This window comes from Ruegeria sp. BE1, assembly GCF_056538885.1.
Window position 1 is genome coordinate 231,604 of sequence record NZ_JBQFTY010000006.1, and the last position, 15,774, is coordinate 247,377.

At 56.2% G+C, this 15,774-nt stretch carries 18 protein-coding genes and 1 tRNA gene; 12 read left to right on the plus strand and 7 right to left on the minus strand.

Annotated elements, in window-relative coordinates; translation table 11 throughout:
- Positions 1-222, minus strand: coding sequence for a DUF2188 domain-containing protein (locus tag ACR0J5_RS17615; protein ID WP_480655686.1), 222 nt, complete (start codon positions 220-222; stop codon positions 1-3).
- 158 nt (positions 223-380) lie between these two features.
- Between ACR0J5_RS17615 and ACR0J5_RS17620 the strand changes: the two genes are divergently transcribed.
- Together ACR0J5_RS17620 and ACR0J5_RS17625 are read left to right on the plus strand one after the other, a co-directional pair.
- On the plus strand, positions 381-716 hold the full coding sequence (locus ACR0J5_RS17620) for a helix-turn-helix domain-containing protein (RefSeq protein ID WP_480655688.1): 336 nt from the start codon (positions 381-383) through the stop codon (positions 714-716).
- On the plus strand, positions 703-1,569 hold the full coding sequence (locus ACR0J5_RS17625; RefSeq protein ID WP_480655690.1) for an ImmA/IrrE family metallo-endopeptidase: 867 nt from the start codon (positions 703-705) through the stop codon (positions 1,567-1,569). The genes ACR0J5_RS17620 and ACR0J5_RS17625 overlap by 14 nt, the downstream gene beginning before the upstream one ends.
- On the opposite strand, the gene ACR0J5_RS17630 is transcribed toward ACR0J5_RS17625, so the two are convergent.
- From ACR0J5_RS17630 to ACR0J5_RS17645, 4 genes are all read right to left on the minus strand, one after another.
- Positions 1,566-2,105: a recombinase family protein gene (locus ACR0J5_RS17630; protein WP_480655692.1), complete on the minus strand. Its 540-nt coding sequence runs from the start codon at positions 2,103-2,105 to the stop codon at positions 1,566-1,568. The two genes, ACR0J5_RS17625 and ACR0J5_RS17630, sit on opposite strands and share 4 nt — an antisense overlap.
- A gap of 465 nt (positions 2,106-2,570) precedes the next feature.
- Positions 2,571-3,521 carry a carbon-nitrogen hydrolase family protein gene (locus ACR0J5_RS17635; RefSeq protein ID WP_480655693.1) on the minus strand — a complete coding sequence of 317 codons (951 nt, stop codon included), beginning with the start codon at positions 3,519-3,521 and terminating at the stop codon, positions 2,571-2,573.
- Positions 3,522-3,572: 51 nt separating this feature from the next.
- Complete coding sequence (gene rfbD / locus ACR0J5_RS17640; protein WP_480655695.1) at positions 3,573-4,418, minus strand: dTDP-4-dehydrorhamnose reductase; 846 nt, start codon at positions 4,416-4,418, stop codon at positions 3,573-3,575.
- Between the two features lie 52 nt (positions 4,419-4,470).
- Positions 4,471-5,448 carry an AraC family transcriptional regulator gene (locus ACR0J5_RS17645; RefSeq protein WP_480655697.1) on the minus strand — a complete coding sequence of 326 codons (978 nt, stop codon included), beginning with the start codon at positions 5,446-5,448 and terminating at the stop codon, positions 4,471-4,473.
- A gap of 149 nt (positions 5,449-5,597) precedes the next feature.
- Between ACR0J5_RS17645 and ACR0J5_RS17650 the strand changes: the two genes are divergently transcribed.
- Together ACR0J5_RS17650 and ACR0J5_RS17655 are read left to right on the plus strand one after the other, a co-directional pair.
- Positions 5,598-6,362: a cysteine hydrolase family protein gene (locus ACR0J5_RS17650; RefSeq protein WP_480655699.1), complete on the plus strand. Its 765-nt coding sequence runs from the start codon at positions 5,598-5,600 to the stop codon at positions 6,360-6,362.
- 89 nt (positions 6,363-6,451) lie between these two features.
- Entirely contained in the window at positions 6,452-6,826 is a 375-nt protein-coding gene (locus tag ACR0J5_RS17655; RefSeq protein ID WP_480655701.1) for a DUF983 domain-containing protein, read from the plus strand.
- Positions 6,827-7,192: 366 nt separating this feature from the next.
- Here ACR0J5_RS17655 and ACR0J5_RS17660 read toward each other — a convergent pair whose 3' ends face one another.
- Positions 7,193-8,608: an aminotransferase-like domain-containing protein gene (locus ACR0J5_RS17660; RefSeq protein WP_480655703.1), complete on the minus strand. Its 1,416-nt coding sequence runs from the start codon at positions 8,606-8,608 to the stop codon at positions 7,193-7,195.
- Between the two features lie 222 nt (positions 8,609-8,830).
- Between ACR0J5_RS17660 and ACR0J5_RS17665 the strand changes: the two genes are divergently transcribed.
- The 8 genes from ACR0J5_RS17665 (at position 8,831) to ACR0J5_RS17700 (ending at position 15,373) form a co-directional block, all read left to right on the plus strand.
- A complete protein-coding gene (locus ACR0J5_RS17665) occupies positions 8,831-9,313 on the plus strand; it encodes an MSMEG_0572/Sll0783 family nitrogen starvation response protein (protein WP_480655705.1) in 483 nt (160 codons plus the stop codon).
- Between the two features lie 108 nt (positions 9,314-9,421).
- On the plus strand, positions 9,422-10,402 hold the full coding sequence (locus ACR0J5_RS17670) for a Nit6803 family nitrilase (RefSeq protein WP_480655707.1): 981 nt from the start codon (positions 9,422-9,424) through the stop codon (positions 10,400-10,402).
- Positions 10,395-11,495: an MSMEG_0568 family radical SAM protein gene (locus ACR0J5_RS17675; protein ID WP_480655708.1), complete on the plus strand. Its 1,101-nt coding sequence runs from the start codon at positions 10,395-10,397 to the stop codon at positions 11,493-11,495. The genes ACR0J5_RS17670 and ACR0J5_RS17675 overlap by 8 nt, the downstream gene beginning before the upstream one ends.
- Positions 11,492-12,040, plus strand: coding sequence for an MSMEG_0567/Sll0786 family nitrogen starvation N-acetyltransferase (locus ACR0J5_RS17680; protein ID WP_480655710.1), 549 nt, complete (start codon positions 11,492-11,494; stop codon positions 12,038-12,040). The genes ACR0J5_RS17675 and ACR0J5_RS17680 overlap by 4 nt, the downstream gene beginning before the upstream one ends.
- A complete protein-coding gene (locus ACR0J5_RS17685; RefSeq protein WP_480655712.1) occupies positions 12,040-13,023 on the plus strand; it encodes a sll0787 family AIR synthase-like protein in 984 nt (327 codons plus the stop codon). Before ACR0J5_RS17680 ends, ACR0J5_RS17685 begins: the two co-directional genes overlap by 1 nt.
- Positions 13,016-13,294 carry an MSMEG_0570 family nitrogen starvation response protein gene (locus ACR0J5_RS17690; protein WP_480655714.1) on the plus strand — a complete coding sequence of 93 codons (279 nt, stop codon included), beginning with the start codon at positions 13,016-13,018 and terminating at the stop codon, positions 13,292-13,294. Before ACR0J5_RS17685 ends, ACR0J5_RS17690 begins: the two co-directional genes overlap by 8 nt.
- Before the next feature lie 10 nt (positions 13,295-13,304).
- Positions 13,305-14,561 (plus strand): MSMEG_0569 family flavin-dependent oxidoreductase, encoded by a 1,257-nt coding sequence (locus tag ACR0J5_RS17695; protein ID WP_480655716.1) that lies wholly within the window; start codon positions 13,305-13,307, stop codon positions 14,559-14,561.
- Entirely contained in the window at positions 14,558-15,373 is an 816-nt protein-coding gene (locus ACR0J5_RS17700) for a Pnap_2097 family protein (protein WP_480655718.1), read from the plus strand. The genes ACR0J5_RS17695 and ACR0J5_RS17700 overlap by 4 nt, the downstream gene beginning before the upstream one ends.
- Positions 15,374-15,684: 311 nt before the next feature.
- Here ACR0J5_RS17700 and ACR0J5_RS17705 read toward each other — a convergent pair.
- Positions 15,685-15,761 (minus strand) — tRNA-Met (locus ACR0J5_RS17705).
- Between the last annotated feature and the right edge of the window lie 13 nt (positions 15,762-15,774).

Here is a 15,774-nt window from a genome sequence, read left to right on the forward strand (position 1 = left end):
TCAGCCTTTCGGAGGATAGGGGTCGTTGCCGTAGCTCCAGGCTTCGCGGAACTGCCCGTTCTCACCTTGGATACGCAGCTCGGCACCCTGATTGCGGGCAATATCACGCCCATAGTCGATAGCTTCATACTGAGTGTCGAAGCTCTTGGTCAGACGCTCGTTGCCTTCGCCGCGAACGCCCCATTTGTCGCCATTGCGAACGACATACTGGTTCTTGGACATTTCTGTCTCCATTTGACACGGCCCCACCATTGACGACCGATATTGTATCATATGATCTTACGTCTTGATTTGTCAAGTTAACTGACACATGATAATATCATTGCATCTTACGGCGCACTCCCTTATGAGCTGCGCCGCTTTGATTCAGGGAGAGAACCATGTCATTTGCAGTCCGTCTGAACGAACTTCGGGTAAAAAAGAAAAAATCCTTGCAGGAAGTTGCCGATGCTCTGGGGGTTTCCAAGACCCATATCTGGGAGCTTGAAAAAGGCAGAGCGGACAATCCATCTCTTGAGTTGCTGACCAAGATCGCGGACTACTTCAAGGTGTCCATCAAGCACCTTGTCGGCGAAGATTTTGAAAGCGACCAGAGCGACGAAATGGCTCGGATGTTCCGGCAGGTCGGGGACTTAGAGGAAAACGAGCGGGCGATCATTGATGACATGATCCAGTCCTTGCGGAACCGCCGAAAGGGGGCAGATGGTACAAATTGACCGCATGGAGATTGACGATGCCGGAAGCGACCCGAAGAGGCTTGCGAAGGCGATCCTGAACCAACTTCCCGACGATACCGTCAAAATACCTGTCAGAGAGATCGCAAAGGCCATCGACATCTTCGAAATCAGGGAGGCGCGGCTAAGTGGCTTGGAAGGAGCGCTCATTGTTCCACTCGACAAGTCGGAAGGAGCGATCCTCATTAATGAGGATCGTCACGAAACCCGGAAGCGCTACACCATTGCCCATGAAATAGGTCACTACGTTCACCCTTTTCACCGCGCCAATAGTCCGGATGGGTTCCGCTGCCGTGCGAGAGACCTTGCGGTCGAGAAAGCAAAACCGAACGACCAGCACTCTCGCATGGAACAGCAAGCCAACGAATTCGCGGCCGAGTTACTGATGCCCGCCAGATCGGTGGCGGAGTTCATACGAGCCAGCGGGGATGCTGATCTGGCAAACATTCTGGAATTGGCTCAGCGACACGAAGTCAGCAGGGAAGCGGCCGCAAGGCGCTACATTCCACGCATCGGCGATCCCGCTGCCGTGGTTTTCTCCAAAGCAGGCGTTATTCGATACGCACGGTGCAATGAGTTCTTTCCAGGATTGTCCGTGTCACGTGGGCAGCCGGTTCCACAACAAAGCGTTTCCGCTCTTTCAAAAGCCAACATAGGGGAAGTGACAGAGTGCATTGAGGTTGACGGCTTCACCTGGTTGAATGATGCGTCGGGGGTCTGTTTGTTCGAGCAAACCCTTGCACAGCAAAATGGATTCCGGATGACGTTGCTGACTGCCGAACTCGATGACGCCGATGAACAATGGGATGCCCCCGCATTCTACGGGCGGCGTTAAGCTCGCCGTACCGTCCGCTCACTGGCCTTGAACAAGCGCGCGATCTCCGCGACGGCGCGCTGTTCATTATCCCGCATCCGGCGCACCTCGTCCTTCTGAACCGTTGTCAGGGCAGGGGGCCTTCCTCCGATCCGACCGCGTTTACGAGCTGATGCAAGTCCCTCTCTGGTGCGCTCGGAAATCCGCTCCCGCTCGAATTGGGCGATGGATGCGAAGACGTGGAACACAAGACGGCCGGCCGGCGTCGTCGTGTCGATGTCTTCAGCCAAGGATCGAAAGCCAGCACCGCGCTCGCGGATCAGCTCCACAATCTCCAGCAAGTCTTTCAGCGACCGTGCCAGGCGGTCGTACTTGGTGACAATAACAACATCACCATCGCGGAGCTGATCCAGCATCTTATCCAGCTCCGGTCGCTCGCGCTTCGATCCGCTGATCCGGTCCGCGAAAACCTTCTCGGCTCCGGCGGCAGACAAGGCATCCGTCTGTGAATCTAGGCTCTGTTCGTCAGTGCTGACGCGGGCATATCCAATGATCATGTCTCACTGTGACAAAAACCTGCCAAAACCGCAAAGGTTTTGCCGGGGGTTTTTGTCATGGCTAAAAGACTGATCTTACGTGGGGCGGGGTGGGGCGGCAAAAACGACCGTTTTGGGCTTTATAGGTTCTATCAAGGGATTTATGTCCGCCCCGCAGACCAACCGGGTATTGGATTTTCTGCCTTCGCTAACGCTGCATGATTGTGCAGCAGCGGCTTGTATTTTTTTCGCGGTGCAGCACACATCACCGAAGCAGTCGTTGACGTATGCAGTTTCCTCTCGATCTGAACAGCGCTTTCGCCGCAACACGATGTGACAATTGAAACGCGGGGCTTTCCCGACATTGGAATTGTCAAATTCGCTGATGCAGTACCACTTCGCAAGTGGGACAGGAACTCTACTGTTATGTATATTTTTTGGCCAAAGTTTTCGTTCTAACTGCGTTCAACGGATTTCAGACCAAAATTACCCGTGATCTCTAGAAGAGTTTGGGCCGAGGACATCAAGTTGCAGGATATCGGGGCGCGAATAGTGGCCACTTGAGTCCATAAGTTGCCGTGCACTGACGACATCTTTGGCCGAAAGATCTGCTGCAACAATGCCTTCCTCGTCAAACAACGGCCCCGCGACCACATCTCCATTGGGTGCAATGATGCGCGATCCTCCGTTTTGCCAGGTTTCCTTGAAATTCATCATGGCGTCTTTGATCGGGAAGTCCTCCTCGCTGAGATGCGCCATGTCCGATGACCGCAAGAGACCACAGGCCGCGATCGACCAGGATTTCGCTTCAAGCGCAATAAAGCGGGTGATGTCTTTCACCAGGTTGTCATTGCCCGGCCACACGGCGACATGCGCAAATTCACCTTGCTGATGCAATGCAGCCCGCGCGAGCGGCAACCAGTTTTCCCAGCAGTTCAGGGATCCGATTTTACCAATTTTTGTGTCATGTGTGCGCAATCCAAGGCCATCACCATCCGCCCAGACCAAACGCTCTTTCCAGGTTGGCTTCAGCTTACGATGTCGCCCAAGTAATGTGCCATCCTGCCCAATCGTAAGGATCGTCGCATAGGTGGATCCGCTTTCGCGTTCCGCGACACCGCCGATTATCATCACGTTATTGCGCTTTGCAAAATCCTTGATGTCAGCCACCAATGGCCCGTCCAGCGTGACCGCCTGATCCCAATACAATGCATAAACCGGCTCTTGCATGTCGGATGTATCCAGACTTGGCCAATTGGGGTAGCCAGGTATCAGGCTCTCGCCCCAGACGATCACTTCAGCGCCGTCTTGAACCGCCTTCAGGGCCATCGCCTTGATCTTCTCCCAAGTGGCCCATGCATCAAGGAAAACCGGTGCGACCTGCAACACTGCAAGGCGCAATGTACCAGCGGAAAAGGGTGTGGATGTATCGGTCATGGCTTTCTTTCTTATCGGGTTGTCAGAAGTTTCGAATGTGTTCGGGCCGTGTCAGGTCAGGTCAGCAACAATCTGCTGCACCGCGCTTCGCCAATCAGGACGTTTGATGCCGAAAGCCGTTTCAAGGGATGTGCAGTCCAGCCGCGAATTCAGCGGACGTGCGGCGGGTGTCGGATACTGGTCCGTCGTGATCGCGGAAATCTCAATCTGAGCATTGGCAGCAGAGGCGATTTCCTCTGCAAAGGTTTTCCAGGAGACATCCGGCGCACCAGACAAATGATAGATGTCTGTTTTCTCTGGGTTGGTTTTCAGCTGCCGTGCGATCTCAAGACAGGCTCTGGCAATGGCCTGCGCCGGTGTCGGGCCTCCAACCTGATCTGCAACCACCTCAAGGTGGTCTCGTTCACCAAACAGTTTGAGCATGGATTTAAGAAAATTCTTGCCATGCGCCGAAAAAACCCAGGATGTGCGCACCACTGCGTGGGTGCCGCCAGCCGCCATCACGGCTCGTTCCCCCAAGCGCTTTGACTCGCCATAGACCCCAAGTGGCCCCGTCGGATGCCCCGGCCAAAAGGGGTGATCTCCTGCTCCGTCAAACACGTAATCTGTCGAGAGATGCACAAACGGAATATCAAGCTCTGCACAGGTAAGGGCCATCGCCCCGGGGGCCACACCATTGATCAGCGCGACGTCTTTCTCATGCCATTCCGCCTGGTCCACCGAGGTATAGGCTGCCGCATTGATCACCGCATCGGGCGCGTGTTTGCGAATTGCTGCTGCGCAGGCTTCCGGGTCAGACAAATCCGCATCCTCGCGTCCCAGACACTGCACTTCGGGGTCCAGCGCAGCAAGTTCACGTGCGACCTGACCAGTTTTGCCAAAAACGAGAACTTTCATCTTCTTTCACCTTGCTGTTCATGGAGCCTTTGCATGATGGGGGCAGTTGCGCTCATCGGAGTTTCTCCTTCTGGGTTTTTCGGAACTGCTGGGGGCTTTCCCCGATGCGTTGTTCAAACAGACGGCTGAAGGCCGTGCGGCTCGAAAACCCGACCAAATGGGCGATGCGCTTGACCGGCGTGTCTGTGTCGCGCAACAACACAGCCGCTTTGCGCAATCTCAGATCCCGCAGCAGATCAATTGGGCCACTGCCGTAAGCTGCCGAAAATCGGTTTGCAAAGGTGGACCGGCTCATGCCGACCCGTTCTGCCAGACTGTCCACAGTATGCGGATCGCCGGGAGCATCCAGCATCGCACGAAGCGCATCCCAGACCTGCGGGTCACGCAGCGCGGCCATCCATCTGAGCCCGCTGTCATCTTCAGTCAGTCTGCGCCGCAGAATCTCGATCATGCATTGCGTCAAAAGCGCCTGTATCATTGCGCGGCTGCCAGTTGTTGGGGCGCTGATCTCATGCAGCAGCGCCCGCAAGGTCGCGTGCAATGGGTTGTTTTCGCAAATATTCTCAACCAGGGGGCTGCGGATCAGATCCACAACATTCTCTGCACCGCGCAGGCCGACGCGGACATGCGCACAAAGCGCGATCAGCTGGCCGTCTTCACCGTCAGCGTGAGATGATTTCAGCAGATGTTGAAGCTGCAGCTCTGCTGGTTTGCAATCCGGTATTGGGTCATTTCGCCCGCCTGAGCTGCGCAGCGTATGGGCCTGCAGCGCCGGCACCAAAATGAGCGTTCCTGGTTTGATAGGAATGTCTGGACAAGACTTTAGCGCCAGCACCCCCTCGCCGGAAAGTACATAATGAAGGACCGCTGCTGCATCCTGCCCAAGACCCAAATTGCAGGGGCCATTTAGCTGGCATACCGCAAAAGGTTCGGGCAGAATATTCAGGTGGTCGAAGACGTGTTCATAATTCATGAGACCAAAGTTATGGGTAGTCGATACGAAATGATACGCTTGTTTTTTAAAAGGCACACATTCGATACGTAAAGATACATCGATCTTTTTATGTCTATCTTACCGAAACCTTTAGGAAGGACAGACTGATGTGTAACTGCACTGATCATGACGACGACCCCCAAAAGCAAAACCTGTCACGCCGCGCAGCATTGCGGGGCGGATTGATGGCTTCTGCAGCGGGTGCAGCAGCCGTCGTTGGCGCTGGAAGCGCGGAAGCTCAAAGCGCTGAAGACCCTTACGCTGAGCCAGCAAGCCCTGCTCTGCCACCTTCGAACATGAAGCTGGACCTCAGCCGCACGGCCGTCGTCATCATCGACCCGCAGATCGACTTCCTGCACCCTGAGGGCGTGACATGGGGCGTGATCGGCCCAAGCGTCGAACAGCACAACACCGTCGACAACATCGAAGCGCTGTTCAAGGTTGCGAAAGAAGTTGACATCGTGACCGCGGTTTCACCGCATTACTACTATCCGACAGACCACGCCTGGAAATTCGAAGGCGCGCTCGAAAAACTGATGCATAAAATCGGTATGTTCGACCGCAAAGGCCCGCTGAACCTGGACGGGTTCGAAGGCTCTGGTGCTGACTGGATGCCGCAGTACAAAAAGTACATCGAAGACGGCAAGACCATCGTAACCTCGCCTCACAAGGTCTATGGCAACGACACCAACGACCTGAGCCTGCAGCTGCGCAAAGCTGGCGTAGATCAGGTGGTTCTGGGCGGCATGTCTGCGAACCTGTGTGTGGAATCCCACATGCGTGAATTGCTGGAAGACGGGTTTGAAGTGGCTGTTGTAAAAGACGCAACAGCGGCTGCGAAAGTCCCAGAAGGTGACGGCTACCTGTCCGCGCTGATCAACTTCCGCTACATGGCAAACGCAGTTTGGTCGACTGAAGAAGCTGTGGCTCAGATCAAAGGCGCAGCGTAACGTCGCACGAAACCAGACAGCGCAGCTTGGGCTGCGCTGTCATTTTTTTTTGCACATGCGATGCCCTCGCGAAAAGCAGGCAAAAGACTATGGCAGAGACCAATCAGAACGAAGAGAGAAGCCTGCGCACCGCGCTCCGCCGGGGATTCATGATGAAATGTCCACGCTGCGGTGAGGGGGCGGCGCTTCATAGCTATCTTAAGGTCAGAAAGACCTGCGAGAATTGCGGTTTGGATCTGTCGCGTGCACAGGCCGATGACGGCCCCGCCTATTTCACAATTCTGATCGTTGGACATTTGGCCGGGTTCGCCCTGCACATCATGTGGTCGGTGTGGCACCCTTCGCCTTTCGTCATGGCAATGACAATATCAATTGGGTCGATCACACTGTCACTTGCACTCCTGCCGCGCATAAAAGGTGCCCTGATTGGCTTCCAATGGGCGAAAAGCGTACACGGTTTCTGAAACGCACCTTCAGCCCCCACAGCATGTCTCATCCCATGCGAATAGCCGGTTTTTACGATGCGTTCCCGAGCAAAAAAGAGTGCTTAGCCAGCAAATCTAATAGCAAGCGCGTGTAGCCCAAAAACAGTGACTTCCGATCCCGGCTTGTTCCGTGCCTTCTTCGCACCGCAGAAGCTGCCAAAACCCAACCGTTTCTGTCAATGGCGAAATCGACCGTTTTTGACACACAGCCTATCGCCCACCGGCCCCGGAAACCATCATCCCGATGGATCACATGCCGATCATGCTCTGACAATCAAATTGGACCAGTTGGATGGGGCTGCTCAGCCCAGACTTCCATTTCCTGAACGGAACCCTGTTTTTTCTCTATGAGAGTTTGGCAAGCTGCCATATCTGATTATTCAGATGTGATAAGGTTTGTGACAGGCTATCCCGGTGCAGCCTTCCTCCCAAACACACCCTTACAAATTGATCGCGATTTCCCGCTGTTCTGAAGGCGCTTTCCGGAGAAATTCCGATTTCCTGATTTGACATATTTGCCATGAGAGCGGCGCAATTGACGTTTTCGGGAAGACGCAGCCAGAGATTGAATGCATGCGGATTTGAGACGAAATCAGCTTCGGTGATGGTATTCGCGGCAATACCTTGCCGGATCGCGGTTTCTCGCCGAATAAAGCGTCTGATCTGATCAGCGGTCCCGTCCAGAACCCATCGCGTTGCGATGGCCATCGAAACAGGTGACGTCATCACGGCCAGCGCACGCACCCCGTTCTCCAGCGCAAAGCATGTGCGGGCGGTTGGCGCGATAGCATAGGCCAGTCGCAGACCCGCGCCAATGCACTTTGCCAAACCTCCTATGTACCAGGTCAGTTCCGGGGCGCTGGCCGCCATTGGAGGAGGAGCGTCGGGCAGGACAAATCCATAGGCGTCGTCTTCAATCAGGGGCAAGCCATGACGCTTCAGAACATCGGTGATTTCAAGCCGACGATCCTGGGGGACGATCATCGTGGTTGGATTGTGCAGTGTCGGGTTGAGATACAACGCCTTTGGCTTGTGTTCCTCGATCGCTGCTTCGAGCTTTTCCGGCAAGATACCTTTGTCGTCCATCGGCAGGCCAACAAGCTTCAACCTGAGCTGCGCGGCAATCTTCTTGAACCCGGCATAGGTGATGTCCTCGCAAAGAACGGTGTCACCTGGCCGCGCAAGAATGGTCAAAATCGCCGTCATGGTTGCATGGGCGCCGGGAGTCACGGCGACACGATCCAGATTAGGCACAAGCCCCCGCATCGACAGCCAGATGGATGCAGCCTCTTTGTCAATTTCTCCACCAATCGGACTCTGGTATCTCAAAAGGTGGATGAGATCATTGGAAACTGCGGTCAGACCAGACCGCATCCGCTCCAACAATTCTGGATCGGTCGGCTCTGGTGGCGCATTCATGGTTAGGTCGTTTGCAACAACACGACGCTCATCGCTGAGTTCGCTAAAGCTTTGCTGAGCCAGGACAAACGTCCCGCGCCCGACATGCGCTTCGATCAGACCGCGGCTGATCGCTTCGGAATACGCTCGGGACACGGTGGTGAAATCCACACCGATCAGATCCGCCAGCCTGCGCTGAGGCAGCAGGCGATCACCGGGCAAAAGCACACGGTCTTTCATGTCCTGTGCGATGCAGTCAGCAATCGCCAGATAGCGTGGTTTGCCGGAATGTGCGATTCGCTGCGCCCAGTTATCCATTATTCCCTCCGGGATTATCGTGAACCAGCCCAGTATTGTATGCATGTTCTGCGTACAATAACTCACCCCGACTCCGGGCCTATTTTTCCTCTACCAGACCATTTACGGTTATTTATTGGGCGCATTGTTCGCGATATGCATATGTATCAGGCATATTCATGCAATCAATACAATTGAATTGTTAGAGATATTGTATGTATCAATGGGCAGATCTCCGGCGCCACGTCTAGCAAGGCTAGAAGCCAACGCGATTGACAGGAGAACGCAATGCCCGAAGTCACCACACCAGCCCACAAAGACGGCGATTTTTTTGTAGACTACGAAGAAAAGGTCTTTGAAGACGTTCAGGCCGAAGAAGGCCAGAAGGCCCTCGTCACGTTCCACTCGGTTGCCTTTGAGGGCTCGATTGGTCTGGTCAACATCCTTCAGGCGATCCGCCTGCAACGCAAAGGATTTGAGACCTCGATCCTGCTGTATGGTCCGGGCGTATCGCTGGGTGTTCAGCGTGGTTTCCCGACCCTTGGGGACGAAGCCTTCCCCGGTGCCCAGAACTATGCCGCGAACATGAAGAAATTCATGAAAGAGGGCGGCAAGGTCTATGCCTGCCGTTTCGCGCTGCAGATGCTGATGGGCCATGGTGAGCCTTCGCTGCTGCCTGGCATTACCCCGATCGCGCCACAGGATGTGCTGGATCTCAAACTGCTGCACATGCGCGATGACGCGGTGATCGTCGACACCTGGACCCTCTGACGGGCCCCTCCCCTGAGGTGGCAACGGCGTCGCCTCAGGGGTTCCCTCCTTTCCGATTGTTCCACGGACGGCAGCGGCGTCGTCCATCGCGCCAAAGAGGATCGCCCCATGACAGACAAAATCGTCCGCGCCGCTGCTGTGCAGATTGCCCCGGATCTGACCAGCCGCGCAGGCACCATAGAGCGGGTTCTGAACGCCATTGCCGAGGCCGCTGAAAAAGGCGCGGAACTGATCGTTTTTCCCGAAACCTTTGTGCCCTACTACCCCTATTTCTCATTCGTGCTGCCGCCCATCCAGCAAGGCCCGGAACACCTGCGCCTTTATGAAGAGGCTGTCGTTGTGCCTTCGGCCGAGACACAAGCCGTGGCGGATGCGGCACGCAAACGCGGTGTCGTCGTGGTTCTTGGGGTGAACGAACGCGACAATGGCTCGCTTTTCAACACGCAGCTGATTTTCGATGCCGATGGGTCTCTGGCGCTGAAGCGCCGCAAGATCACGCCCACCTATCATGAACGCATGATCTGGGGTCAGGGCGACGGCGCAGGCCTGAAGGTTGTCGACACCAAAGTGGGGCGCGTCGGCGCGCTGGCCTGCTGGGAACACTATAACCCGCTGGCCCGCTATGCGCTGATGGCCCAGCATGAGGAAATTCACGTCGGCCATTTCCCCGGCAGTCTCGTTGGCCCGGTCTTTGGGGAACAGATCGAAGTCACCATGCGGCATCATGCGCTGGAGGCAGGCGCTTTTGTCGTCAACTCGACCGGGTGGCTCACCGAAGAACAGATTTGCTCTGTCACCGAAGATCCAAAGCTGCAGAAAGGTCTGCGCGATGGCTGCATGACCTGCATCATATCGCCCGAGGGACGCCACGTGGTGCCCCCTCTGACCGAAGGCGAAGGCATTCTGATCGCCGATCTGGATATGAAACTTGTCACCAAACGAAAACGTATGATGGACAGCGTCGGCCATTACGCCCGGCCAGAGCTGCTGCATCTGGTCCACGACGCACGCCCGGCTCAGCCGGTGCACCGTATCGAACAGGTGCAGGACCTGACCACAACCCCAGACGTGGAGGCCGAAGATGTCTGAAGCTGCGCTTATCAATGAATTGCAAACCCATGGCATGCGCCTCGTCGATCCGACCGTGGGCATGGAAAGCCGCAGGGGTGGCGCGGGCCCAACCGATCACAAGGCCGTCACGATTGGCGAAACGACTGTCATGATCCCGGTACACACCGCCCCGGCATTTGACAGCCCCTACATCGTACAGGCCCCCGATGCGAATGGCATGGCCGAAATCACCAAGGCAGGTGTGCCGCTGGGTCAGGTCAAATTTCCGACCCGCCCGAAATTTTATGACCTGATGACAGCCGAAGGGATCGAATATCACAAGATCGCAACCCTGCACTCCAAGGATGTTCTGGCCACCACGGTTTTGCAGGAGTGCATCCGTTATGCGAGCCGCAAAAAGACCTGTCAGTTCTGCTCAATCGGACAGTCTCTCGCAGCGGGGCGCACCATCGCCCATAAAACGCCCGCTCAACTGGCCGAGGTTGCTAAGGCAGCCGTAGAGCTGGACGGGGTCAAGCACATGGTCATGACAACAGGCACGCCTGCCGGAAAGGACCGTGGCGCGCAGGTCATGGTCGAAAGCGCGCAGGCGGTCAAAGCGGCTGTCGATCTGCCGATTCAGGGCCAATGCGAACCCCCCGAAGATGACATCTGGCATCAACGCATGTTCGAAGCGGGAATTGATAACCTTGGTATGCATCTGGAGGCCGTAACCCCGGAGGTGCGGGCGCGTGTCATGCCAGGCAAGGCCCAGATTACCCTTGAGAAATACTTCGAGAGCTTCAAAGCAGCGGTCAAGGTTTTTGGCCGGGGACAGGTCTCGACCTATATCCTTGCGGGCCTTGGTGACACGCCCGAGGCCATCCTGCAAACCTCGCAGGAGCTGTGCAAAATCGGCGTCTACCCCTTTGTGGTGCCATTTGTACCGGTCTCGGGTACGCCGATGGAAAGCCATCCGTCGCCTGACGCTGACTTCATGGCCGGGATTCTCGCTCCGCTGTCGCGCATGATCCTGCGCGCCGGAATGAGCGCTGAGGCCGCCAAAGCAGGCTGTGCGAAGTGCGGTGCCTGCTCGGCATTGTCGGTTTATGAAAAGCTGAGGGTGTCATGAGTTTTCAGAGCGCCCGGGCTTTTCTCTCCCCCGATTACATCATCCGCGCGGCGACCCAACCCTGGGAGATTGAAGGCGTACGCGCATTGCGCCGTCAGGTCTTTGTCGGGGAACAGGGCATCTTTGAGGGCGACGACCGCGATGACATAGATGACATCGCGATGCCTTTGGCAGCGATCAGCACCTTTGCTTCAGAGGCCGATCAGGTGGTCGGAACCGTCCGCATTCACGAAGAAAGCCCACGCAATTGGCGCGGATCGCGGCTTGCCGTTGCGCAGAGCCACCGCCGGATTGGACGGCTCGGAACCGAACTGATCCACCTTGCAGTCAGTACCGCCCATGGCCGCGGCTGCGATAGGTTTCTTGCGCATGTGCAGATGCAGAATGTGACGCTGTTCAAGCGATTGCACTGGCGTCCTCTTCGCGAAGTCAAAATCCATAGCATGCCGCATGTGGAGATGCAGGCGGATCTGGCATTCTATCCGCCGATCCCGGATCCCTTCGCGGGATGGAAAACGCTGCCCCCAAGACGGAGGGCCTCGTGATGAACCGGCAGGCGCCAACACGCAGCATCGTACGCGATCTTCGAAAGCATCCCTCCATCTGCGGCAAACTGGATATTGCGGAAAGCACCGAAACACTGGGCCTGACGGCGCAAAGTGAAGGCAAGCCCGGCGATGATTGCGCCGTTTTGCCCACAGGCGACGGGTTCGATCTTTTCTCCTGCGAAGGGTTCATCAATGCCTTTGTCAAAGCCGATCCATGGTTTGCAGGCTGGTGCGGTGTGATGGTGAACATCTCGGACGTTCTTTCCATGGGCGGGCGCCCTCGTGCGATCACCAATGCGATCTGGGCCCCCAATGCCGAACAGGCACAACCTGTTCTTGCAGGCATGAAGGCTGCGTCCCAAGCCTACCAGGTTCCGATCGTTGGCGGACATACCAACCTGCACACCGACGCATTGCAGCTTTCGGTTTCGATCATCGGGCACGCCAAAGAACTGATTTCCAGCTTTGATGCGCGTCCCGGAGATGTGCTGGTCTGCGCGGTTGATCTGCGGGCAAATTACCGCGAACCGTTTGACAACTGGAATGCTGCGCTGACAACGCCACCGGCGCAATTGCGCGCGGCACTGGAGATATTGCCGGACCTCGCCGAAGCCGGTCTTGTCACCTCTGGGAAAGACATCAGTCAGGGCGGCATTGTTGGAACGGCCTTGATGCTGGCCGAAACTTCGGGCGTTGCGATCGATATACAGCTCGAAGCACTCCCCAAGCCTGTCGGCGTGGATATGGCGCGCTGGTTGCGCAGCTTTCCAAGTTTCGGGTTCCTGCTGTCTGTGCGCCCGCAAAACGCGGAAATCGTCTGTGACGCCTTCAGGGCGCAGGGCATCTCTGCAGCCCCCTGCGGGGACGTCTCGGAAGGCAGCGCGCTGCATCTGACCGGCAGGGACGGGACGGCGCAGTTCTGGGATCATGCCCACACACCCTACCTGAACCTGTCCGCCAAAGAGGCCAGCCATGCCTGAAGCCCGCTTCACTGTCCGCTGGCCGGATGGCCAGGTTGAACACTGCTATTCACCCTCCACTGTCGTGCGGGATTTCCTGACGGCAGAAACGACCTACCCGCTGGATGAGTTCGTGACCCGCTGCCGGATCGCTCTGGAAAAGGCCAGCACCCGCGTAGAAGCCAAATTTGGCTATCGCTGCACCAGCGCCGAGGCCCAGCTGACGGCAATTGAACGCAAGGCCCGCAGCTTTGCTTTACCGGCAGATGTGACCTGCCTCTCGATTTCTTAAGGATTGCACCATGACCCAACGTGAACATAAATCGGTTGTCGTCGTCGGCGGCGGGCAGGCTGGTTTGTCCGTCAGCTATTACCTCTGCCAGGAAGGGCTGGATCATATCGTTCTGGAGCGCCACGGAAAATTCCACTCATGGCGTGTGAACCGCTGGGACAGCTTCTGCCTTGTGACGCCAAACTGGCAATGCCGCCTGCCGGATTTCCCCTATCGGGGCACGGACCCGGACGGCTTCATGGTCAAAGAGGAAATCACTGATTACCTTGATGCCTTCGCCGAAAGCTTCAATCCACCAGTGGTTGAAAATTGTGAAGTCACAAAGATCAGCAAACGCCCGGGGGGCGGCTATCTGGTGAACAGCAACAAAGGGAATTACTCTGCCGATCAGGTCGTTATCGCGACAGGAGGATACGACAACCCAATCGTTCCGGCCTATGCGGACAAGCTCGACCCTTCGATCCAGCAAATGCATTCGGTCGACTATCGCAAACCCGAACAGATGCCCGAAGGAGGCACCTTGATCGTGGGCACCGGTCAATCCGGTGTGCAGTTGATGGAGGACATGCATCTGAAAGGACGCGACGTGCATCTCGCGGTGGGGCCCGCCCCGCGTGCACCGCGCAAGTACCGGGGGCGGGATTCGACCGATTGGCTCAATGATATGGGGCACTACGAAATCACGATCGACCAACACCCCAACCCGGAACACGCGGTCACAAAAACCAACCATTACATGACCGGCCGCGATGGCGGGCACGAAATAGATCTGCGCAAATTCGCCCGTGACGGCGTATCACTCTACGGCTCGGTCAGCGGGATGGAGGGGACATCCATCCAGTTCCTGCCCGACCTCGAAACCAATCTTGATGATGCCGACGAAAGTTATGTCGGCATCCGCGACGCGATTGATGCCTATATCGCCAAAAACAATATCGACGCCCCACAAGAACCCGCCTTTGAGAAGGTCTGGCAGCCAGAGCGGGAAATCACCGAAATCGACTGCACAAAAGAAGGCATCACATCCATCCTCTGGGCGATCGGGTTTCGTGCGGATTACAGCTGGATTGATGTCGATGTTTTTGATGCACATGGGCGCCCGACCTATGATCGCGGCGTGTGCAAGGAAGAAGGTTTTTATTTTATCGGCCTTGGTTGGCTGAATACCTGGGGGTCCGGGCGTTTCCTTGGTATCAACGAAGATTCCCGTCATCTGGTCGATCAGATCGCGGCTCATGCCAAATCCGCGCTTCAGGTCGCCTCATGACACGTCCCGCCGTCGTTCAGAGCGCGCCGCTCCGACGGTGCGACACGATTGCACTGGGTATGGCGCAGCTCGCTCCGCACGGCATATCAGAGGACTGGTGGCTCAAACATCTGGGTGACGTGCATTGGCAACTAATCGCTGATGCTGTCGGCCAGAACACAACCGTCTTTCGGGACACCAATGGCCGACAACTCTATGCAGCATTTTGTGCGACGGAATTCTGTCAGCTGCAACCCGATCTGGTCGAACTTGGCAAACTGTTGGAGATACATTCTGAGCTATGGGCCGTTGGTCGCAGCCGCATTCAGTCTACTCATCGGCTTGTCATGAACGATGAAGAGGTGGCACAGTTCAAACTCGTTTCAACCTTCGTGGCGCATATGCAGGCAGGCGTGAACGCGAGCGTGCGGCGCGCAGCGCCCTACCTGATTCCGGTACTAGAACCAGCACCCGATAATTTTGCGCAATGCGCGTCTGCACAGGCGAAGGCACAACAAAAACGCGCACGTCAGAATGCGTCGCAGTTCGTGCCGCTCACTCCACATGTCGGAACGGACTTCAATGCAGTCGGCTTGCTGTACTTCCCGAGCTTTACGCGGCTGTTTGAACATACTGAAGCAGTCGTTTCCGAGAATGTCAGCTGGAGCGCGATCAAAAACCGCAAGGTTTTGTATTTTAGGAACATTGAAAAAGGTGAAGTTGTTTCTGGCTCCGCATCGGTGAACGGGAATAAATGCTTCGAGCTTTGGACCGCGAATCATCATCCGGCACAGAACAGCCTTCTCGCCAGTTGTTCACTGAGCAGATTTTGAAGTGTGACGGTTCTGCCCTGTGCACTCCAGTATTTATCCGGGCATCCTCAGATTTCAGCCCCCTTTTTGACTGTCGGTAACGGTTCCTCCATCCGCGTTACGTCAGCTTTTTCACAGTTTCTTGGACCGCGTTCTTCCAATCCAGCCGTTTGATCCCGAAAACGAACAAAGCCGCCCTGAGGCGGCTTGTTCGAGACTCTGCAGCACTCTGCTGCAATCCATCTACCTCGGCTGCTGCAAAAACGCTGCAAGGCGCTTCAGGTGCCAGCAACGAAAAAAGCCCCAACCGCTTGCGGCTAGGGCGTTTTAGTTGGTTGCGGGGAGAGGATTTGAACCTCTGACCTTCAGGTTATGAGCCTGACGAGCTACCGGACTGCTCCACCCCGCGCCAGGTGTTCTTT